This window comes from Tepidibacter aestuarii (assembly GCF_934924865.1).
Lineage (GTDB): Bacteria > Bacillota > Clostridia > Peptostreptococcales > Peptostreptococcaceae > Tepidibacter_A > Tepidibacter_A aestuarii.
This window is the reverse complement of the sequence record NZ_OW235315.1, coordinates 1,518,806-1,542,439: the sequence shown is the minus strand read 5'-3', so window position 1 is coordinate 1,542,439 and position 23,634 is coordinate 1,518,806. Positions and strand designations below refer to the sequence as shown.

At 26.9% G+C, this 23,634-nt stretch carries 15 protein-coding genes and 2 other RNA genes; 1 reads left to right on the top strand and 16 read right to left on the bottom strand.

The genetic code is table 11. The features are described 5' to 3' along the window. Positions 1 to 573: 573 nt before the first annotated feature. From M2214_RS07570 to M2214_RS07505, 13 genes are all read right to left on the bottom strand, one after another. Complete coding sequence (locus M2214_RS07570; protein WP_248484314.1) at positions 574 to 1,797, bottom strand: hypothetical protein; 1,224 nt, start codon at positions 1,795 to 1,797, stop codon at positions 574 to 576. 53 nt (positions 1,798 to 1,850) lie between these two features. After that, entirely contained in the window at positions 1,851 to 2,810 is a 960-nt protein-coding gene (locus M2214_RS07565) for a DGQHR domain-containing protein (protein WP_248484312.1), read from the bottom strand. Between the two features lie 428 nt (positions 2,811 to 3,238). Further along, complete coding sequence (dptH, locus tag M2214_RS07560) at positions 3,239 to 8,476, bottom strand: DNA phosphorothioation-dependent restriction protein DptH (protein WP_248484311.1); 5,238 nt, start codon at positions 8,474 to 8,476, stop codon at positions 3,239 to 3,241. Further along, positions 8,457 to 9,845 carry a DNA phosphorothioation-dependent restriction protein DptG gene (gene dptG, locus M2214_RS07555; RefSeq protein WP_248484309.1) on the bottom strand — a complete coding sequence of 463 codons (1,389 nt, stop codon included), beginning with the start codon at positions 9,843 to 9,845 and terminating at the stop codon, positions 8,457 to 8,459. Before dptG ends, dptH begins: the two co-directional genes overlap by 20 nt. Positions 9,846 to 9,847: 2 nt before the next feature. After that, positions 9,848 to 11,635, bottom strand: a complete 1,788-nt coding sequence (gene dptF, locus M2214_RS07550) for a DNA phosphorothioation-dependent restriction protein DptF (protein WP_248484307.1) — start codon at positions 11,633 to 11,635, stop codon at positions 9,848 to 9,850. Positions 11,636 to 12,895: 1,260 nt separating this feature from the next. Continuing rightward, a complete protein-coding gene (locus M2214_RS07540; protein ID WP_248484305.1) occupies positions 12,896 to 14,032 on the bottom strand; it encodes a YkvI family membrane protein in 1,137 nt (378 codons plus the stop codon). Between the two features lie 44 nt (positions 14,033 to 14,076). Further along, a complete protein-coding gene (locus tag M2214_RS07535; protein WP_248484303.1) occupies positions 14,077 to 15,429 on the bottom strand; it encodes an aspartate aminotransferase family protein in 1,353 nt (450 codons plus the stop codon). Positions 15,430 to 15,737: 308 nt separating this feature from the next. Further along, positions 15,738 to 17,498, bottom strand: coding sequence for a sigma-54 interaction domain-containing protein (locus M2214_RS07530; protein WP_248484301.1), 1,761 nt, complete (start codon positions 17,496 to 17,498; stop codon positions 15,738 to 15,740). 196 nt (positions 17,499 to 17,694) lie between these two features. Beyond that, positions 17,695 to 17,871, bottom strand: coding sequence for a hypothetical protein (locus tag M2214_RS07525; RefSeq protein ID WP_248484299.1), 177 nt, complete (start codon positions 17,869 to 17,871; stop codon positions 17,695 to 17,697). A gap of 7 nt (positions 17,872 to 17,878) precedes the next feature. After that, positions 17,879 to 18,031, bottom strand: a complete 153-nt coding sequence (locus M2214_RS07520; RefSeq protein ID WP_248484297.1) for a hypothetical protein — start codon at positions 18,029 to 18,031, stop codon at positions 17,879 to 17,881. Between the two features lie 87 nt (positions 18,032 to 18,118). Continuing rightward, positions 18,119 to 19,393: an MFS transporter gene (locus M2214_RS07515; RefSeq protein WP_248484296.1), complete on the bottom strand. Its 1,275-nt coding sequence runs from the start codon at positions 19,391 to 19,393 to the stop codon at positions 18,119 to 18,121. A 51-nt stretch (positions 19,394 to 19,444) separates the two neighbouring features. Next, positions 19,445 to 20,599 (bottom strand): trans-sulfuration enzyme family protein, encoded by a 1,155-nt coding sequence (locus tag M2214_RS07510; protein WP_248484294.1) that lies wholly within the window; start codon positions 20,597 to 20,599, stop codon positions 19,445 to 19,447. 177 nt (positions 20,600 to 20,776) lie between these two features. After that, positions 20,777 to 21,634: a MerR family transcriptional regulator gene (locus M2214_RS07505; protein WP_248484292.1), complete on the bottom strand. Its 858-nt coding sequence runs from the start codon at positions 21,632 to 21,634 to the stop codon at positions 20,777 to 20,779. Between the two features lie 211 nt (positions 21,635 to 21,845). Between M2214_RS07505 and M2214_RS07500 the strand changes: the two genes are divergently transcribed. Next, a complete protein-coding gene (locus M2214_RS07500; protein WP_248484291.1) occupies positions 21,846 to 22,244 on the top strand; it encodes a (deoxy)nucleoside triphosphate pyrophosphohydrolase in 399 nt (132 codons plus the stop codon). A 48-nt stretch (positions 22,245 to 22,292) separates the two neighbouring features. Here the strand turns inward: M2214_RS07500 and M2214_RS07495 are convergent, their stop codons facing one another. From M2214_RS07495 to rnpB, 3 genes are all read right to left on the bottom strand, one after another. Next, positions 22,293 to 22,592, bottom strand: coding sequence for a DNA/RNA helicase domain-containing protein (locus tag M2214_RS07495; RefSeq protein WP_248484799.1), 300 nt, complete (start codon positions 22,590 to 22,592; stop codon positions 22,293 to 22,295). Between the two features lie 269 nt (positions 22,593 to 22,861). Further along, positions 22,862 to 23,210, bottom strand: a transfer-messenger RNA (tmRNA) gene (gene ssrA, locus M2214_RS07490). A gap of 25 nt (positions 23,211 to 23,235) precedes the next feature. Continuing rightward, positions 23,236 to 23,584: RNase P RNA component class A (gene rnpB, locus M2214_RS07485), an RNA gene on the bottom strand. Positions 23,585 to 23,634: the final 50 nt, after the last annotated feature.

Below are 23,634 nucleotides of genomic sequence, written 5' to 3'. Positions count from 1 at the left end.
TACCAAGATATAGGAATAGCGCCTATGAACCAAAACAATGAAAATGATATATCTGTAATTAAAAATCAAGTACTAGCAATATATATTCTAAAGACAACTTAGAAAGGTTCCAAAATCAAAAAGGATGTTTCCTACTTATAATTTGCACTGAACAAATCATTATATCTAGCAATTATGGATAATCAGAAAAATGGACTCAAGAGATTAGAGATTAATCTCAAATTTTAGAGCAATTAACTATACATTTCGAAGAAATACTTAATTTTTTATCTAAATTAAAAAAGTAAGATAATTAATCTTAAAGTATATCCTATTATTTTCTTAAAATACAAATAATAGTAAAAATAAGTAGTTTTCACCGAACAATCTAACCCTAGATATAATCAATTCACCATTTTTTTGATTTTAAATATTAGGTTTATACACATTTAATTACATACTCAATAAATTTTACACTTTATTATATATAAGAACTTATAACTAAAATAATACAGGAACCACATAAATTTCTCTATTATTTTATTTATATTTAATGTAAATTTATTATTATTTCCTATTTACTTTATCATCCTTTTAAAATATTTTATTCAAATAATTATCTATTTCCTTAGATATTAATAATAAATCTCCCTCCTCTTCCTTAACCTCAAATATATCAGATTTTTTAAAAATGTCTTTAATCTCATCGATATCAAAATCCTTTAATTTATTAATAAATATTTCTAAAATACTTTTATTTTTATATAATATAAACGGATTATTCTTTAATGAACTTAATTGATCAGCACATACTTCATCAATAATAGCATCAAAAAACTTATAATTAAAATTTTCTTTAACTATAATTAGACTTTTTTCTCCATCTTTTATTATAAATTCAAATTTACATTCCTCTATTCCTTCAAATGGGTATCTTCTCATTATTATCTTTCTAGAATTATCATCTAACAAAATATTAGTATCATTTTCATTAAAGAAAATTAATAGTGTTATCTCCGTATCAATTTTATTCAGTACCGATTTTGATAAAATTTTATAAGCATCAAATTCATCTTTAGTAATAATACAATTATTATGAGCCCATAAATTTCTAACATTGTACAATGTCTTCCATTCACTATTGATTTTTTCATTTATATGTAAAAATATTTCATCAGCTTTAAATGATTTCTTCTTTTTATTAGTAATTATATCTTTTAAATTTCTTATTTCTTCTACACATTCATTTAAACTTTCAATATTTTTAATATTCATTTCAGATAAATTATCAACTTTATTTATTAATTCATCTAATCTCTTAACCATAGTTTTTTCATTATCTACAGCAATTGTATCTGTTAAAAACTTATTTAATTGCTTAAAATCCAAATCATCTAATGGATTTTCTAACAATGTAACAAATTCAGCTCTATTTTTACGCCTGTCTCTTTTATCATTATTCTGATACTCAGCTATTTTAAACCAATCAATTCCTCGGTTATCTAAAAATACTATCTCTATTAAGTTTCTTAGGCTTCTTTCTAATTCATATATTGTGTTAGAAATATCTTTATGTCTTTTAACAGAAATGCTATCATATAATATTGAAACATACGCATTTAAGTTAGTTAGTACACTTATATATTCTTCTCTGATATGTTCAAATCCTTTGCTCCCTTCTATTTTTTCTTCTAATGTTATTAAATATAAATTATTATACTCCGCTTTATAAATATTAATTTGACTATATAATTCTTCCCTTATTTCCAAATCAATTTTATTCTTAAATTTTACAATTAAATGACAAAACTCTTTCATACGCCCTCCCTATATTATTCATTTTATTTTTAAATCATAGCAATTTTTTTCTGCTAAATTGCTATTTTTTCTTTATCGCTTATACATTCTTTTTCATTCTTTAAAAATTCAATAATATTATTATATGTGTTATTAGATTGAGTATATCCGTCTTTATATTCGTTCTTAAATTCATCTAATATTAACTCTTCTATTGCTTTTGTTATCTTTTCTTCTAATTCTTCCATTAAGGTAGAATTATCTAAAATATGTTTGCATATAGCCATTAAAGTAACTTTTTTAACATAAAACTTTTTTGCACATCCTGTTAAATTAATAATTTTATTAAAATATGTAATCCAAAACAACTTTAATATGCTGTAAATTTCTTCATCATCAGTAGTGTGCATATGATTTATAAATTTTTTATTAACTTGAGTTATAAATAAATAACATACCTTATCCGTTGATTGTTTGGCTTCCCATTCAATCAAATCTTTTATATTTATTTGCCCATGTTCCATTTCTTCATGAACAAATCTTAATCCAAATAAATTTTCTTTACTTATATCGAATCGAGCTGAAACGGTTGATTCTACATTTACTGAGTTTTCATTTATTAAATTAAACAAATTTCTATGTTCTTGTTCTTCTATATTTTCAATTAATATAAATGGCAAATTATTATTCTTAATTTCATTACAAGTCCCCATAGCTTTGTTAATAGCATTTATTCTATGTTGTCCATCTATAATAGTTAATGATTTTTTTTCTATATCGATTTCACATACATTATTATTAATTTCTTTAAAGACTAATCTTTTTCTACAGTTTAGCACCACTGGTGGAAAAAAGCATTTTTTCTTTTCTTTTTGTATGTATGTAGAAATATTATCTACTCTTTTTTCCTTTACTAATCTATTCATTGCCTGATCTTGAGTTGCATCAATAATCTTACCAATGTCCTCAAATTGTATGAAACCTACATAACATGCTTTATTATTCCATTCATCTTTTATTACAGTAATCTTCATATAACGTCCTCCTGCTACATTATTATATATATTTTTAATTAAAATTCCATACTTATACTATTTTTATATACTTAAGAATATTTCATAATTATTCTTTAATAAATATAATAAGGTCGTCAACATTTAAAGTTTTCAATATCCCTATTATTATCTCATTTTGACCAAGCTATAATGCTCAAGCGCTTTATCTTATTAAGCAAATTATCATCGTCTTGTTTACTTTAAGTATTAAATATATACTTACAACCTTATTACTAAAATCATCAATATTATGAATTACCCAAGTTGAAATATAATTTGCATAATTATTTTATCCAGTTGAAAAATTTCTAAGTAATTGAGTGATAGTATTGTCCTAATCCAAAAATTCACTACCATTATGATGCAGTTAGTTACCTGTTTTAATGACGATAGTGAATTAAAATAAATTATAATGTCCTATCTTTCAACGATGAAATTTTTACCTTTTCTATAGAATTTCTTAATGTACTATTTAAAGTTTTGCATGGGCCATACGATATACATTCTCCCTTTTGCAATCTCATAAGCCCTCGTTCTAAATCTTTCTTTTCATCAGCATTGGTTGATAACGTATTTGCAATACTAGATATTTCTTCATCAGGTGGTGCAAAATATATTTTATGTGCAGCATTTTGTAATCTATTAATTTCACTAGTACTCATTTGTCCTTTAATAAATTGAGTTGCAAACCATCCTGACCATCCAAATTTTCTTCCTTCTGTTAAAATCCTAGTATATGGTGAATTATCTCCAAAATCCAAATTTTGTGCTTCATCTAGGATTACCGAGAATGGCTTATCCTTACTTCCATTTTGAACAGTAAAATACCATAGATCCCATAAAATTAATTCAGTTATAATTAATTGAACATCTCTTGTAAAACCTGTTAGTTGAATTATAAATACTTTTCCATCACTATCTAATATATCTTTCCAATTAAATTCTTTTGTATTATCAAAAGGATTTTTATCTATTAAAGGATTTAGCTGACCTATTGCTGATTTAGAAGACCCACTATTATCTTCTTCTAATTCATCTCTAAGAGATATAAAATTCATTTTATCCCCATGTTTATATAAACCACTAATTGTTGCTTGATATATAGCATTTAATTGTTGTATTCCTAATTGTTTATATACTGATCCTAATACAGATTTTATTCTTTCTGCTATATCAATGCTATCTTCATCAATATAAAGATCTTCATCTAGCTCTTTCTGGTTTTTCTTAAATGGATTGATCGGAAACTTATCTTTGGCAACTATAAATTGTTTCAAATTATCTCCCATAATTTCTTTAAATTCAGGCTCTAACTTAGAACTTTTAAACCCATCAGTATAGTCAAATATTATACTTGGAACTCCTTTTCGTGATAATTCTAACAATAAACATTGAATAAAATAAGTTTTACCTTGGCCCGATTTCCCAGATATCAATAAATGCCTATTTCCTAAACCCTTATTTCCAAACTCCCAATAAATATCTTTACCTTTACTAGATCCTAGTAATACTCTTATACTTTCTTCTTCTGGTCTACTAATTTCAAATTGATTTTCAATAACTGCTGCAACCTCTTCTTTAATACCACCTGTAATTGCATTACTAAAATCAGTAATCTCTTCTTCTTCAACTTCAACATCTTCATTTCTAATATCTTCTTTACTAGTAGGCCTGTAATATTTATATGCCAACAATTTTTCTTTTTCAAAATCACTTTGTCCATTTACAAAATCCTGTTTAATACTCTCCATAGGTCTAATTATATTATTATAGCCTTGTGATTCCCCGAAAATAATTTCCAAAAATTTATTTCCCTTTGCAAATTCTTCTTCATCATATTCTGCCCCTAGCTCTTCTTTAGTTACTTCAATTTCTTTCGCTTCATCATTAAATGTTATTCCTTTTTTAAAGGACATAACAGCACCTCTACCTATTAGTTCATCTAAATCATTAACAATTTTATAGTCATCATTGAGTAATTTTTTTCTTGTATCTGAATCAATTATTAAATTCCAATTTTGTTCTTCCCATATATTATAAAGCTTCATTTTTTCTGCACTTACTATAGCTAACTGCATCATAAAATTCCTATACATCTTTTTACCAAACCTTCTAGTCTCGTCTTCATCATCTACTTCGATAAGATGTTTTTCAAGATAATTTCTAGTCTTATAGGCTTGCTTTTTAGCCTTTTTAATTACAGTACTTGAATTATCCCCTATCTTTACTTCTATAGGATAATAATGCACTTTTAAATTTTCATTGCACACTTCAATACCTATTAACAGTAAGTCATCAGAATATTGTCCTTCGCCTTTTAAATTTTTAACAGAAAATAACCCATCTGATCCACTCAGTCCTGCGCCTTTAGATACTCTTAGAACCTCTTCAAGTGAAATAGGAATCCATATTATATCTTTATGATAGAAATATGCCATGCTTAGTTTTATAGCTGAAATAATACTTATCTTTTCTTTTGGAAATTGTCCATTACTTGATATTAATCTTAGTAACCAATCCCCATTGACAGCATTGAAACAATTAATTACGTCAACTACAGAATCCTGCGTAATATTAACTTCTTTATCTTCCAGAAATTCTTTTATAATTAATTCATATTGCTCAGATTTTCTTGTAACTGTTATAGAATCGTATCCACTTGAACTTGTATATTGATCACTATAATGTATAATAAGTAAGCCTTTGTCTACAGCATTGTCTTTAAAGAATTTTAAGTCTACCTTCGGCTCTATAAAAGTTACCCAATTAGATGAGTTATATATTTTATCTAGCTTTTCATTATCTTGTTCAGAGATAATAGTTGTCCTACACTCAAGTTTTGTATAAGAGACTTCATTTTGAACAGTTCTATACAAAGAATTTAAACCAGTGGCTACCCTTAAAAGTAAATTTTTTTCTGAGTTATCCATATATCTATTCCCAAAACCAGTTCTATATGTATCATTTATAAACTTAGATGGAACACCTGAAATAATCCCGTTTAATGATACTCCTGTAATCATAGCATTCATTTTGCTATCTTTTTCATCTAAATTTTGGTCCATTTCATAAAATGTAATATGGCAATATTCATACCTATCACTATTAATGTCTTTTCTATAGAACTTTATTTTTTCTCTACAAATCGATAATATATCTTCTTTTAAATAGTTCTTGCCAATTCCTAATGGTTCTAAATTTAATTTCAGATTATTTTCAACTTCATCAACGGTCTGAAAAAAAGATAACTCTTCAAATACATTTGTATCTTCCTCTGAATAGATATTAATACATATTTCCTTTAGGTCATTAATTTTAATATTTTTTTTAAGTTCAGAAATATAATAAGCAATAATCCCTTGAAGAACCTCTTTTGAATCACCAGTATTTATTAGATTTATTTTAATAGGTGATTTAGAAGAAAATTCAAACAAATATGAAAAATGTTGAACGAATTCTTCAATTTTTTCTTTAACTAACTTTGCTACAAATTTTCTTGAGCTTTTATATTTTAAGGTATCATTTTTGACGTAATACTTCCATTCTTTTGAATGATTTTGTTCTATAGGTTTATAAAGTGTTTTATATTCTGCAATATACGGTAATAAATATAATGACTCTAATTTTTTTGCCAACCTTTCATGTAATCTTTCACTACCAATTTGCTTCTGTATTTCTATTTGATACATTACATTTATAGGATGTAACGGTGTAAGTAAAATTTGATTTTCTCCATTTTCTACTTTTATAGTTCCTACTTTAACCAAATCCCTATGGATGCTTTTTACATCCCCGCCTTCTTCTAGTTTATCTATAGTATTTAAATATTCATTGACATATTCAAATGCTAATTGCGATAATTCTTCATTATAATAAGCTAAGCTTGGAAGCAATCTATTTACTTTATAGTAATTAATTAAAGATGCATATGCTTCTTTTAATGAGCCTGGAACTTCCAAGTTTTCTCCATACAATTCACTATTTTTCTCAACAAAAAATAATGAGCCCTCATTAATAAATTGTTCTTCTCTTTTTAAATTAACCTTTAAATCCTCTTTAGGATAATAAGTCCTACTACCTTGAACTAGTTTACTATCAATATATTTAAAATCTTTTCTTTCTTCCCTTTTTTGAATCCATACATTATATCCCCCAATAGGAACAGTGACATGTCCTTCATCCTTGATTGCAAGTGGAATACATACTCCTTGAATATTTACATTTACTCTAATAAAATCCGTATTTTCATCTATATCTACGTCATTTAAAATAACTATTTTTGACTCAAGTGATTCAATGTATATATCTTCTCTATTTTCTTTAATTTCATAGTTTTCTATGGAAACTTCATATGTATTAAGAGTTAATACATCACTCTTAGTATTTAAAGTAATTACATTCTCCTTATCTACCTTACCTATGTTAAAAGCTGTTTGTATTTCAGTATCTTTAAAGATATTATTTATTAAGTCTATAATAACTATCTTAAATTCATAGTTTTCACTGGCCTTTAATTTTATAGTATTAAAAGAGACTTTACCAATTTCATGTTCTATTTCTACTATTATTTTTTTTCCAGAAGCTTTAACTGTGGCCTCTTGATTTTTATCTACAGAAATTTCCTTTTGAGATATTCTTTCGTCAAATTTAATCGAAAACTGCAATTTCGTTTCATTATTAGGATTAAATATAATTATCCTTCTCTTTCTATTTCCTGCAACAGTTTCTCTATTAGGCTTATCCCAAAAATTTTCTTGTTCAATATTAAAAAGATCATATCCTTCAAACTGAACCTTTTTAGTTTTCTTTTTATTTTCAATAGATGCCTTTATTGTAGAAAAATCTAGATCTTCCCATGTTTTTGGATCACTTAGTAAATCTACACCCTTTTCATCCAAAAATTTTTCTAAAGCTGTTGGAGCATCCCCTTGAAACTTATGTATAGAGTCAACCTTACTAAAAATTTCAGCATTTTGTTTTATTCTAGTTTCAACTTCATTTCCGCTAAAATTCTCTAATTGATTATCAAAAAAAAGACCAAAGTTTTTATACTCTGCTTTATCTATAAAGCCTTTATTTATTACTTTCAATAATTCCTCGAATTGCAATAAGGACGTCACTTCATCATTTGAAGAATTATTCTTTTCCAATTCAAAATTAACTATATTTTTTTGACCAGATGTTAATTCACTTTTCTCCAAATCTTTTTTTATATCATTTGTAATTGATACTATGTGAAATGGCATTCCTTCTTTTCTAAAGCTAGTTGCCCCACCAATAATACTATCTAATGTAGTATTATGAATAAATATAATGGCAGTATTTCTAAATTTATCATCTTCATTAGAACTAACTTCATTTCTAAGTTTGGTTAGATAATCAGGTTGAATTCCATCAATAGTAGCAGCAACTATGATATCAATATCTGACACTTTGAAACTAATGGTTTTGTATTCTTCAACATCTTCTGCCGCCTTATAACTAAAAATATTAGTTTCTCCAACAATTTTTATCTCATCATATAATGCTCTAACTTCATCTTCTCTTTCAAATTGTATATCAAATCTCTCTCCATTTTTAACCCCTACTAAGTTAAAATACTGTATTACCTTTTTAGCTAAATAATTATAAAATTCTTTTGACATATTGCGCATCCCCACTATCACTTTTCTTTTCTAAAATATTTAGTTTTTCATAAAGTTGTATTAATTTTACCTTAGAATCATTATCTAATGAAATACCTCTTTTTTTAAACTCAACAAATAAATCTTTTAATTTAATCTTTTCGTTATCCTTTATACAGATTTTAGTTAAAAAAATAGTATATTCTTCAGTTAGGTTAAAAATATAGCCATACCTTCCTCTTTGTCTTAGAAAATTCGCCTTGCAGAACTCTACAAATCTGGTTCCATAATCCTTTTGTCTCTTTTTTCTACCCGAATTATCAAATTGATAGTTTATAATTTTAAATAACTTATATACTGCATCATAACATTCATTCTCAAATTTTGGAGTATATTTAAAATTATCCCATTCCACATCTATTATATATCCTTTATAAAAATCTATTAGATTATTTACATCATTAACAAAATCTATTTTTTCCTCAATACTCATACTATCAATTCTATCTTTTAACTCTACATATGAATACTTTTTATTCTCATTATTATGATTTATTAAATGTAATGCATTTGCGTGAGAAAATAGTCTCAAAACATTTGATTCTACCACTTTCCAACCAAGCTCAGTATTTAATCTCCCTTTCCCTGTATTTTCCCAATCTAATCCAAAATATACGTTCATAGGTTTTTCAATATCTGCTTCAAATGTTTTATTAAGTATCATTGCAGATTGAGATACATAAAACATATAGTAAAATTTTAAAATTTTTTCTAAATTATCTATTAACATATCACTATTTTCAAGTAAGTATTTAAAATCCGCCATGAAGATTTTGCTTATGTATGGGTTGAAATTTTTATATTTATTTATAATATTTTGATTTTCATCAAGTTGAGGGAGATTTTTTGTCATTAAATTTATAAGTATATTATTCGAATTCTTACCGTAGGCTTGTGCTATCAAATTAAATATATCGTGGTCTTCTTTATATAAAACATCAAATAAAAATTGTCCCAATTTATTATTAAAATGTGTGGACTCAATATAATTTAAGGTTTTAGGATGAAAAATAATCAAATTTTCACCTTGAAAAAATAATTCTGTTATTAAATCAATAAGTATAGATTTATTTTTCTTATCTATACTAATTTGACTAATAATATCATTGTAATATTTTTCTATACAAAAATTAGTATATTCCTTTTTCTTTGTTAAATTTCTTGAAAACGCTCCCACTGCCGCTGTAAAATTTATTATTTCTGGTTTTTGACTTTCCTTATATTGTGTAGTAGACGGTAACATCCACGGTTTAGTTTCAGCATTATGTTTAAAAGAACCTTTTTTAACATAATTCTTTTCAATATCATCAATTTTTATCTCATATCTCATAATTATATCTCCACTAAGCAATAATCGCCGTATTCATCAATTTTAAATTCAAATTTACGAACTTTATCACCTATTTTTCTATCAAATAATATTTTTTCCTTGTTTGATCCATATTCTTGTAGTTTCTTAACAAAATCATTAAAGTTAATAAAGTTATTCTTATCATTTTTATTTGGTCTATATCCGCCTTTAACCTTACTCATTAGATCAAATAATAAGTAATCTATATTAATAGTTACAAGTTTCCCCAAGATATTTTTTGTTTTGTAAGTAAGATTTATTGTATTGATAAACCTATTTAAATTTGTTTCTTCTCTAGAAATACCCTCAATTCTTCCATCAAACTCTAAATGCTCATAAACTTTAAATTTGCTTTGATTCTTACCTATTGAAAGATGTATTTGTCCATTTTTCAATTTAGTCCCATTCCATTTATAAACAACTTCTTTTACAAATGTCAATAGTTCCTTCATTTCATGTCTATCTAATCTATTAGAGTTATATAGATATTTCATATATTTGTTATATACTTTATCATTAAAAATATTAAAATTATTCTTACCCATAATTGATGTTGTTCTAAAAAAGAATTTTATAATAGCTTGTTTAAGCTCTGCTTGGTCTTTTTTTAGTTTCTCACTTTTTACAACTTCCAAATTTTCATCTATAACTAAAATCTTATAATAATAATGTTTTTCATTATTATCTACGTATTTTTTAAAGTAATCACAAATTCTTTCAGTATTATTTAGATTTACTAAAAGTTGATCCAACTCTTCATTTCTAATATTTAATGGATCAATAGCATTCATTGAAGCTATTATATTTGAAGTATCTTTATTATCATAAATAATATTTGCTGTAAGCGATTTCAAATAGTCAATAAAATCATATTTCATTATTTTCTTAAATAATTTTTCTTCTGTTATATTATCTAAAGAAGAATCCACTACAATATCATACATAAAATTTAATAATGATCTAGTGGAAATAATTACTTTATTTTTAACAATAGTTTCAATTAATTTCTGTATAATATTTTCTTTTAAAACATCTCTTAATAAATTCTCATAGTTTTCCTTTATAGGACACCTTGAATAGTTTATGCATTCCGAACAACAAGCATCTTTATATTTATTATAGAAAGGGTTATTAGCTTCTTTACTAAAAACTCTATCAAAAATATCTCTTATATACTTTGATTTAGGTCCTTCACTAGTTAAAGTATACATGTGAAAATCTGTAAAGTTTATACATTGAAAATAGCTATCTTTATTAAACTTATTATCCGTTATATCTTGTTCAAGTATCTTTTGATTTTCTATATACTTTTTAAGCCTTGTAAATCTATTCCCATATTCAGAATCAATGAAATTTGTTAGAGTGCCCAAATTTATTGCTAGTATAAGTTTCTTAGTGTTATTACCAATATTCTCGTCTGAAAAATCTCTTAATACGTCATTTAAAGTTTGAATAGATGTTTTCTTAGGATCTAAACTTTCAGTAGCATCATTATGAATGTCAAAATTATTAATAATTTCATATTTATTCTTTTTGAAATAGGATATTAAATGTGATTTTCCATCTCCAACACTACCACACAGCAATATCAATTGAGGTTTCTCAATATTATTTGCTTGATAAACTAGTTCCTTAAACTCAGTTTCAACTTTCCTATTAACATGCATATACTCTTTAAAATCACTAAAATTATCTATTCCTTCAACTGCTTCCTTAGAGGAAGTCTTTAGCTTATTTAATATACTTATTAAGCAATTTGTATTATCCATAAATCAAACTCCTCATTTTATTTTATGAAAATTATAAAAATTATGTAAATATTTTTTATACTACAATTTCTTTTGTTCTAATAAATTTCATTTTTCAAATCACAAAACTCTGCAGATTTATAATAATTTATTAGTCTGTCTTTGCTATATCTATTAAAATCATTCCTTATTATTAATTTATTTCTAAATAATAATTTTTCATTTCTATAAAAATATATTTCTTAGTAAGTTTATGATGTTTTCTTAAATTACATAATGTTCAAGAGTTTTCTAAATTCCATATCCTATCATTCTTAATAAAAGGCCATAGAATAAAGTGATTAAAATCTATATTACAAACTAGCAAAATATAGGTCAATAAAACTTTTCGTTATATATTCATACCATAAACATGTTCTATTATTGATTTTTAAAATGCACATTTGTAAGGAGTATTATTTAATGGCTTTCCAAGAAAAAACATAGTGGAATCTTTCATAAAAAAACTGTATAGTGATTATTTTCTAATGATGCATTTTTATATACTTTATAGTTTAACATAATACGAGCTTTTTTTCCAATTTCTATCACTATTGTAATATAATTGTTTATTCTTGATTTTTTCATATTTTTAAAGTTACATTTCATTAACTATTATATAGTTGTTGTAAAACAAATTTTCAAAAGTATTTTTATAATAATTGAAACTTTAAATTATCTACAATAGTCATTTCTTCTCAAGATAGGTATTTTGTTCAATTTTACCATTTATATTATACACTATAAATCACTTTGATTTAATTCTAATAAAAAGTTAAAATGTTTTTATAAATCATCATAAAGGAGATAAGAATATGAAAACATATATAAAATCGTCAGAGATAAAATTCCACAAATAATAGATAATGCAGGTAAAAAGTTTGATATTCACATAGTAAGTGATGAAGAAGCTATATCTTATCTAGATACTAAATTAGACGAAGAAGTAAAAGAATTTCATGAAGATAACAACTTAGAAGAGCTTGCAGATATAATGGAAGTTATCTTTTCATTAGCAAAAAAATGGGATATTCAGAACAAGACTTATTAAATAAAAGACTTCAAAAAAAAGAATCCAATGGAGGATTTGATAAAAATATTATATTAACCAAAGTATATTAATTTTTTTTATTCAAGGTGGATCTAAAAGTGTCAGCATTTATTAAATTATTAATAGTATGATCAAATGCCATGACTTTTGCCATGGCATTATCTATTTTCAAATACAATAATTTTACTTATTTATTTTGATTTTACTATTTTATATAATCCTATCGTTACAAGAGGTATAGCATATACTGCAATCATTCCATAAGCCATCATTGTATATCCTTTTGCTATAAGATCAATAATTCCTATCTTAGATAAACCCATAGCAATGATTAAGACTGTAATCGTCAAAAGAGCATTTTGTTTATCTGTTAAAGGATTTTTTCCTATTTCTTTTAATCCTGTATTTACTCTCTCAACAAAGGCATGAATCATACCTGTAGATGTTTCAATTAAAGTCCATCCAATAACAATACCAAATAATACAATTACCCATGTACCACCTAATCCATTTAGCATTTGCAGCCATGGAACAGATGCTTCTAATACTACTTTTGATGGATAAAATCCCATTATAGAAAAATAGGTTAAAAACCATGGAATTGTCATAAAAAATCCTGATAGTATACCTGCAATAATTGTCTCTTTTCTTGTACTTTGTCTTTTTAGTGTAAACAATGCAGCAGGATAAACTGCTAGATTATATCCTACATAAATTATACCAGCCCATAAAACAGTACCTACTCCAATCGATCCTTTAATATAACTAGTATCACCATTTGCAAATACTTGCTGTGCATTTCCCCAAGTTTTAGATATTACTAAAATACTAAATATTATATATCCTATATATAAAGCAATTGTTCCATAAGTTTCAAATCTTTCAATTAACCAGCTACCATAAAAATTAAGTATACCAACGATTATGACTACTCCAGTTACTCCAATCCAATAGGAAAGACCTAGAGTTTGCTGTACAATTTCACCTGTCGCAGAGGCCATAACGGCTATTATAAGAATAGAAAGAAGTATATATATTATGTCATATAATAATGCAAATTTTCCTGCAAATTGCTTTACAACAGATTTATAATCGTAAACTTTATAAATTCGTGCAATCTCGAAAGTCAAAATACTCATAATTGTAAATCCTATAAAAATTCCTATTCCTCCAAGCCATCCTAAAGCTCCAAATTTAGCTCCAAATGCAACAATTTCACGTCCTGTTGCATACCCTCCACCTATAAGAACAGATTGTAATACGATACCTGGCAGAATATATTTTCCAAAAGCACCATCAAAGAAACTTTGCTTTTTTATATTACTCATACTACCCCTCCTTTTATTTAATTCCCTCTACCTAATTTTTTCTACTACCATCCTTTTGTTACATTTAATACCTCATCTGGAATTTGTCCTCCTATATATTCCTGAATTGCTTCTTCAATAATATCTATTGCTTTATCCATTTCCTCTGTAGTTATTACAAGTGGTGGTTGAATTCTAAGAACACTATTGCTGAAAAATGCAAGTATCAATCCTTTTTCCCAACATCTATAACATATTTTAGCAGCAGCTTCTTGTGCTTTTTCTTTTGTTATCCTGTCATCTACTAAGTCTACCCCTATTGATAATCCAATTCCACGAACATCTCCTATAATTTCATATCGTTTCTTCATTTCATTAAATCTCTCTTTTGCGTGCATACCTAACTTTTCAACATGTTCTAATAAATTTTCCTGAACTATTACATCTATAGTTGCAAGTGCTGCACTACAACAAACAGGATTTCCTCCCATTGTAAATAAATGAGCTGGTGCTTCTAATGACTTCATAATTTCTTCTTTTGCTACAATTGCACTTAATGGTAATCCTGATGCAGCTGCTTTACCTATTACAATAACATCAGGGATAATTTTAAAGTTTTCTATTCCAAACCATTTTCCAGTTCTTCCAAATCCTTGTTGCACCTCTTCACTAACAAAAAGTATTCCATTTTCTTTACACAAATCATATAATTTTTTTATATATTCTTGAGGTGGAACAATTAATCCGGCATCCCCTGCAATAGGCTCCATTACAACAGCTGCAACTTCTTGTGCAGGTATATAGTGTTTAAATGCTGTATTTAAATACTCTATACATTCCATACTACAACTCTCTTTGTTCTGACCAAATGGACATCTATAGCAATCAGGGTATGGAATATGATGGATATCTGGAAGTAAAGGTCCTATTTTTTTTCTCATATTTAGACTAATAGCACTTAAAGAAAGTGATCCATAAGTAGACCCATGATATGCTTTAATAAATGATATAACTTTACTTCTACCTGTGTATGCTCTTACAAGCTTAATCATCCCATCATTTGCATCAGATCCTGATAAACCAAAAGCTACTTGTTTTGGAAAATCGCCAGGAGTTATTTCTATAAGTTTATTAGCAAGTTCTACTATTGGCTTATGATACATATACGCTGGAGTATAATGAATAAAGTCATCTATTTGATTTTTAATTGCTTCCACTACTTTAGGATGAGAATGACCGGTGTTTATTGCTCCTGCACTAGATAACAAGTCTATATACTTGTTTCCATCAATATCTTCAATTGTACTACCATATCCCTTTTTTATAACTAACGGGTAATATGGTACACGTGATGCAGCTGAAATTACTTTATTATCTTCATTTACAACTTCAACACAATTATTAATCTTTCTTTCCATAAAAACACCTCTTTTTTTATATAATTGCTTTTCAGTTTTATTACTCTTAATTATTAGCAAGACTTATGCCAATTTCAAATTTTTCAGAAAAATGTGTATTTTAGAGAGCTTCTATAGATTTTCTTTAAATATAAAAAAGGGTTAGAGTGTAAATTAATTTACACTCTAACCCTTTTTTATATTTAAATTCCTATTCTTTTTTATAAAATTTTCTTTTCTAAATATACTTTAATTGCTCACGTAAACAAGACTATCGTTATTTATTACAGCTTAAGTGTAAATAGTTTTACATGTAAACCAATTTACACTTATTGATTTAATTCATATTTTTTTAGTAGTTTATACAAAGTAGGTCTAGAAATACTTAATATTTCTGATGCTCTTTTTTTATTTCCATTTGTTGATTTTAAAGTATCTAGTATAATCTCCTTATTAATCTTAACTGAATCTTTTCTTATAATTTGGACAGATTCTAATTCTTTTAAACCAGCCATTTTTAGAGTATTTGATGTTATATAATCAGTATTACAAATATATAATGATCTTGATATAGTATTTTCAAGTTCTCTTATATTTCCTGGCCAAGTATGTTTTCTCAACATTTCTTTTGCTTCATTACTAATGCCTTTTATATATCTATTTATTTTATTCTGAGAATTTTTTATGAAATAGTCTGAAAGTAATAAAACATCATCACCTCTTTCCCTTAAAGAAGGTATTTCTAGACAAAGAACCTTCAATCTATAGTATAAATCTTTCCTAAACCTCCCCTCTTTCACCAGTTTTTCTAAATTTCTATTAGTAGCTGCAATAATCCTCACATCAACACTAATTGGTTTGTTTGCACCAATTCTATTTACGCACATTGTCTCAAGAACACGCAAAAGCTTTGCTTGAAGATGAATCTCCATTTCTCCTAATTCATCAAGAAATAATGTTCCTCCATTTGCCACCTCAAATTTCCCAATCTTGCCACCCTTTCTTGCTCCAGTAAAAGCTCCTTCCTCATATCCAAATAATTCACTATCTATTAACTCATTGGGGAAATTTGCACAATTTAATGCAATAAAAGGTTTTTCTCTTCTATTACTGTGATTATGTATAGATTGGGCAAATAATTCTTTTCCTGTTCCACTTTCTCCAAGTATTAAAATATTTTCATTAGTCTCAGCAAAAACCTTTGCTAAGTTTATATTTTCTTCTATTTTTTTGCTCTTTCCTATAATATTATCAAATGTGAAATACGCTTGATAACCAGCAATTGTATTGGCAAGTTTTTTACTTCGTTCAATACCTCTAAAAATATCAATAGCTCCAATAAAATCTCCTTTTTCATTGAATATAGGATATCCTGAATTAATTAGGTGTTTTGTTTGTTCTTTAATAATTAAATAATACTCTACATCAATAATACTTTTTTTATTTTCAATAATCTGAAGAAGCATAGGTTTTTCCTTTGAAATATTACCTATATATTTGTTAAGTAGATTCTCCTTGTCAACTCCTGCGATATTATAACATGCATTATTAGCATACTTTATATATCCATCTTTATCGCACAAAGATATTCCATCATTTACTGCATCTAATGCTCTCATTAACAAATCATTGTAATTGCTATGCTTATTAACCAATTGTATAGACTTACCCATATAGATGTTAATCTTCTCTAGTAATTTATTATATTTTGCATAATCTTCATTCTGTGTTAATGTACACAAATAGTAATATGAATTGTTGAAGTTAGATGTTTTATATAAATACAAATATATGCTTTGCTCTTGATTCCCTAAATTAAATGTTTTTGTTAATTTTGTCTTCCGTAATGTTTCATCAAACTGTAAATCAATGCTTTTATTTACACAGTGCTCTAATCTTTTATTATAATCATAAGCAGCAATAATTGTTTTATTAATATCCATTAAAAATATACAGCATTGTTGTTCAATACGCTCAGCTTCCATATAAAAACAATCTTTAATTACATCAATATAATTTCTATTTTGAACTTCAACATTTTTGTTTATAAGTAATGAATATAAACATTCTATAATTGTACTATTGTTCATTAAATCCCCCTCTTCGTGATTCATATTCATTATTTTTATTTAAACATATTTTTTTCCTAAGTTTATAACATTTCGTAACATAATAAAAGTCTTTATATCTATTTTATTATTAGGAAAAAGAAATCATAACAATTTAGAATTTTTCATTTTACTATGTACGTTATACTTTGACAAATGTACTTTATCTACTTTCTTTTCATCTAAAACCCTCTGTATAAATAAATACTACCCAGTACGGTCTAAATATGCTTTCTATTTTTATTTCTGGTATTCTACCCATAAAGCAAAGTGGCATTCTTCCTATATGTGCAGCTATAGACCATACTGCCCATGCAGAAATACCATACCTACTGTTCCAACTCCACCATACCATGATGCAACTAAAGTGTTCCCATTATTAAAGACCAAGGTAAACTACGATTTCCTAAGTAATAACTTTCCATATCTTTTATGTTTTTCGAAAAATAATATCCTATCCCTACAAATATAAGTGCACATATTATTATTAATCCATTTTCCCACAATTTAAGCATATTATGTCCTCCGATTTATATTTATAAACCACAAAAACTCTACCCATTTTATATTTTTTAATGAGTAGAGTTTTTATATTTATATCATTATACTAACTGTTCTTCTTTTTTTATCTTATTGGATTCTTGTTCTGGTTCTTTTTTATTTAATTTATTTAGTGCAAAAGTAGCAAATATACCTATTAAAGCACATATCAATGAAAATATGAATATATATGTATATCCAGTTTGACCATAAGTATCTAGCCAATTGCCAGCAAGAGTATAATAGAATGCATCTGGTGAAAAACCTATAAGCGAAGCAAAACCCACTACTGCTCCTGTCTTTTCTAATGGTATATTTGATTCTGAAACAGAAGCAAAATATATACCTCTAAATCCAAATAATATAATGCTCAGTATTATCATATTTGTAACAGCTATCCATAAGAAACTTACACTCTTAGGTATTACTAAATATGCACCTGTACTTACTGCCATTAATATAAATCCTATAAACATCACCTTTATAGGAGATCCCACTTTATCACTTATTATCCCCGCTGCAGGAGATGCTCCCATCTTTATAACATATGTTCTTACTATAGATAATGAAGTAACTAATGTCATAGGCATTAAATAAACTTCTGATAAATATGGACTTAGATATGTTAAGCTTGAGAATACTAAATAAGTTGAAAATACTATAAGTCCTATTAACCATGCCTTTGGCATTTTTATTATATTTGACACTGCTTTAAAACTTAAATCTCCACCCGAAGATTCTTCTTCTGACTTATTTTCTTTTATTAACATATATAATAATATACCACATATTATAGAAGCTGTTGAGTATAACCAAACAACATACTTAAATCCTACAGTTATTTCAGTAAATTTTCCAAATAAATATAATCCTATAAATGATACTAATGTACCTGAAATTCCTGATAATCCTTCATAAAACCCAAATATTCTTCCTTGTTCAGATTCACTTCCTTGCATTCTAACAACTTTTATTGAAGCAGACCAATAAGTTAATATCGTTGTTGCTCCCCATGCTACAAATATTAATAACAGCATGTTATATGATGGAAATGTAGAAAAATAAAATCCTATTAATCCAGATGATATCAATGAAAATGATATTAATTTTTTTATAGAGAATTTATCTGCAATCATTCCTCCTACAAAATATGCAAGCATACCTATCATTCCATATAAGCTCAGTAAATTTCCTATTTGAGTATGACTTAATCCTAATGCTTGTTGCATAGGATCATAAAATGATGATTTCATATACGGTAAGCTGTACATTGCTGTAGTTCCAAATGCTAATATGAATATTATTAAATATCTTTTAAATTTATTATTCTTATCCATTTCTTTACCTCCACCTATTATCAATCTATGTGATATTTTTCAATTAATAAATTATTTTAATTTGTCCATTGCTTGCTTAAGATCATTTATTATATCTGTTGAAGATTCTAGTCCTACAGCTATTCTTATAAGATTTTCACCATTCATTTGAACTAAAGTGTGTTCTTCTCCTAAACTAGTAGCTATTGTGCATAATTGTAATGAATTTATTAATGTTCTACTAGCCTCATCTCTACTCAATCCATTTATTCCATCTTTTAATTTGAAAGATAGTACACCCCCACCTAGTCCATTCATTTGTGTTTTGCATAATTCATGTTGAGGGTAAGATTCTAATCCTGGATATTTTACTTCTTCTATATATTCTTCTTCATCTAAAAAAGCTGCTACTGCTAAAGCATTTTCACAGTGTTTTTTCATTCTCATATCTAAAGTTTTTATTCCTCTTAATATCATCCATGCATTCATAGGTGGTAATGAAGCTCCTGTGAAACATGGTAAACTTGGCCATTTAACTAAATCTATTAGTTCTTTTGATCCTATTGCCACTCCACCTAATGTATCTCCATGCCCATTTATAAATTTCGTTAAACTGTGAATTACTATATCTGCTCCTAAAGTTATAGGCTTTTGTACTATAGGTGTAGCAAAAGTACTGTCTACTATAAGTAGACTTTTGTTTTCATGAGCTATTTGTGCAATAGTTTTTATATCAACTAAATCTAAAGATGGATTTAAAGGACTTTCTATATATACTAATTTTGTATTTGTTTTTAAAGCATCTTTTATATTACATGGGTTTTTAGCATCTACAAATGTAACTTCAACGCCAAATTTCAATAATAATTCACTCATAAACATTTTAGTATGAGAAAATATTCCATCAGAACTTACTATATGATCTCCACTTTTTACTAAAGCTAATATCGTTGAAGTTATAGCTCCCATTCCAGAAGCACTTACTATAGCGTTTTCCCCTTCTTCAAGCATAGCAAGCTTTAATTCTAATTCATTTAAATTTGGATTACACTCTCTAGTATACACATATCCAAAATCCCTACATAACTGTTCAAAGTGTTCAACTGTTTCAGCCGCAAATGTAGCAGTTTGATATATTGGTGTTGCAAGAGCTCCTGTTGATTTATCACTAGCATGACCCCAATGAATTATTTTAGTTTCTAAATCGTGATTTATATTATTGTTCACCCTATGCCTCCTTCTGAATATGAAATGATTTATATTTTTTAATAATTGCCATTTCTTTCACATTTATAATTATAAAGTCTCCAGCAACTGGAGAGTCAATGTTTTTTTGGAATTTTATATGATCTTTAAAAATATTATAATTTCCCATAAAAAAAATACCGATGAACTTCGGTATTTTTAAACTAAACATCTTAAATCTATTTCTCTTTTCTTTACTAAAATTTGTATTTCAGTAATAAGTTCATCTTTATTATTTGTAGATAATGGATCTATTATAGGTATTTCATATATAAAATTTTCTACTTGTATTCGTTTATACTCTATATAGTCTATTATTTGTTTGAAATATTTGTAGTTTTCACTATATGGTCCTTTATATTTTATGCATATAAAATCTCCAGCAGGAATAGTTTTAATAGATTTTTGATTCTCTTCATTAAATAAAGCTCTTTCTATTGTTACAAAACTATTTTCATAAATAACCTTTTGATTTAATCTAACTTTTTCTATAGATACTAATCCTCCTACACCACCATAAAAAACAGATATATTTTCTTCCAATATATTAGCTATTTTTCTTCTACACAGTTCCATTTTTTCCTCTATGCTAAAACCCTCTTCATATTCCATAGATAATATACTTCTTCTTGGTATATGTTTTTTAAATATTTTTCCTATATCATCTACTTTTAATCCTGTTTCTATTGTTTCCTTTTTTGTATTTAAAACTTTTTTAATTAACTCTAATTCTTTAATTTTTGAATCAACTACATCAATTTTGTTATTTAATAGTTTTAATATTTCTTCATTGCTTTCTTCTAATTTATCTTTGATTTCTTTCAATGGCATACCTAAATACTTTAAATATTTTACAACATCTAATTTAGAAAATTGTTCTATTGAATAATATCTATAATTACTTTTTCCATCTACATAAATAGGTTTAAACAAATCAATCTCATCATAATATCTAAGAGTCTTTACACTTATTTTATGAAGTTTTGACATCTCTCCTATTGAAAAATATTTGCTCATATTGTAATCTCCCTACTAATGTATAAGTATTATTTTCTATATCCTCTATAAGGTTATATACTTCCATTAATGATTATACTATATTTAATGTATAGAAAAAAGAAATTTATGATAGTTTTAAATCAAGTATTTCTATATAAATCATTTTAAATAATCATATAAACTTTATATTTAATATCATTTATGTTAATCTTATTTAGAGGTGAATAAGATGAAAAAACAAGTTAAAGTTGTAGCTGCAATAATAGAAAATGATAATGGCGAAATTTTATGTGCTTTAAGATCTCCTAAAATGACTTTACCTAATCTTTGGGAATTTCCTGGAGGAAAAGTAGAAGCAAATGAAGGTTTAAAAAGTGCAATAGAAAGAGAAATTAAAGAAGAACTTGATTGTACTATTGAAGCTTTAGATATATTTAATGATATTACTCATGAATACGATGCTTTCATAATAAACCTTATATGTATAAAATGTAACATAAAACAAGGTATTCCTACAGCTAGTGAACATTCAAAGCTTATATGGTTAAAGCGTGAAAACCTATCTTCTTTAAATTGGGCGCCTGCTGATATACCAGCAGTAAACCAACTAATCAAAAACATACAATAAGGACTATATCACTAGTCCTTATTCTTATACTTCTTTAATTCCAATATTTTAAAAAAATTCATACGTTCCATCTAAGCTTCTATAGTTAGGTATACATATTATCAATCCATTTCTACCTCTAGTTAATAAAACCCTGTATATATTCTTAAATATCTGATCTTTATTCTCATAACTCAATACCTTTTTATACTTTCTATTTCCTTTTATAGCTTCTATTATTAAACTGCTATTAATCTCCCACTTATTATCTTTAATCATATAATCTCCACTAAATACTGCAACTGGATAATTAAGTTCTAGTCCCTGACATGCTAATTCAGTAAATTCATTACTATTGTTGACATACAGATAGATCTTCTATAACTGATAATAGCCTTAAATTTTTGCAAATGCTAAAAGATAGTGAGTTAGGTTTGTTTAACTCTGTGATTGGCTTGATGAGGAAAAATTTATAAAGTATATTTTAAAATTAAAAAAGATCTACTTTCTAGCGATAATATACTTAAAAGAAAAGTGGTATAGAGACATTTGTAGACAAAATAAAAATCTATCCTGATAGGATAGACCTTAATTTTAAAATATATACTTAACTCTCCAAATCTGGAAAGTAAATTAACTGGTGGAGACGAGGGGAATTGAACCCCTGTCCGGAAGTTTTTTCCCTAAAGCTTCTACGAGTGTAGCTGCTAATTTTTATATCATCTTTTTTAACGCCTAACAGCAGGCTTTAAAAAGACTAGTCTTAATTATTCTATCTTCAGTCAAGACATCCTAAAGACAGTTCCCCGCTTAAATGGCGCTCTACTTAAGATTGCGGGTGATCTTAGTAGAACGAGCAGCATTAATTAAGCTGCTAGTGCGTAATTATCGTTTGCGTTTATATTTAAGTACTGATTTTTACGTGAACCAGTAAAACACGACTCGCTACTTTAAGTTCCAAACCCCCGTCGAGACCATTACGCCCCCGAGGTTATTTTAATAATTTTTAAATATAATGAGTAAATCTATAAGCCGAGTTTTGTATTAAATAGTCATCTGTCTAGGCCTACTGTTGCCAGTAGGCTCAAGCGACCTACCAACGGAACGAGAGCGAGCAGCCCTCTTTTCATGTTCCTACTTGGTCTTGCTCCAGGTGGGGTTTACATAGCCAACTAGTCACCTAGCTGCTGGTGAGCTCTTACCTCACCTTTCCATCCTTACCACAGATAATTGTGGCGGTTTATTTCTGTTGCACTATCCTTAGAGTCGCCTCCACTGGGTATTACCCAGCACCTTGCTCTATGGAGCTCGGACTTTCCTCGTCTACCTATAAAGGCATCCGCGACTATCCGACTTACTCATTATTTAATTTTTTCGTCGATAAATCATATGATATCATCTTATCATAAGA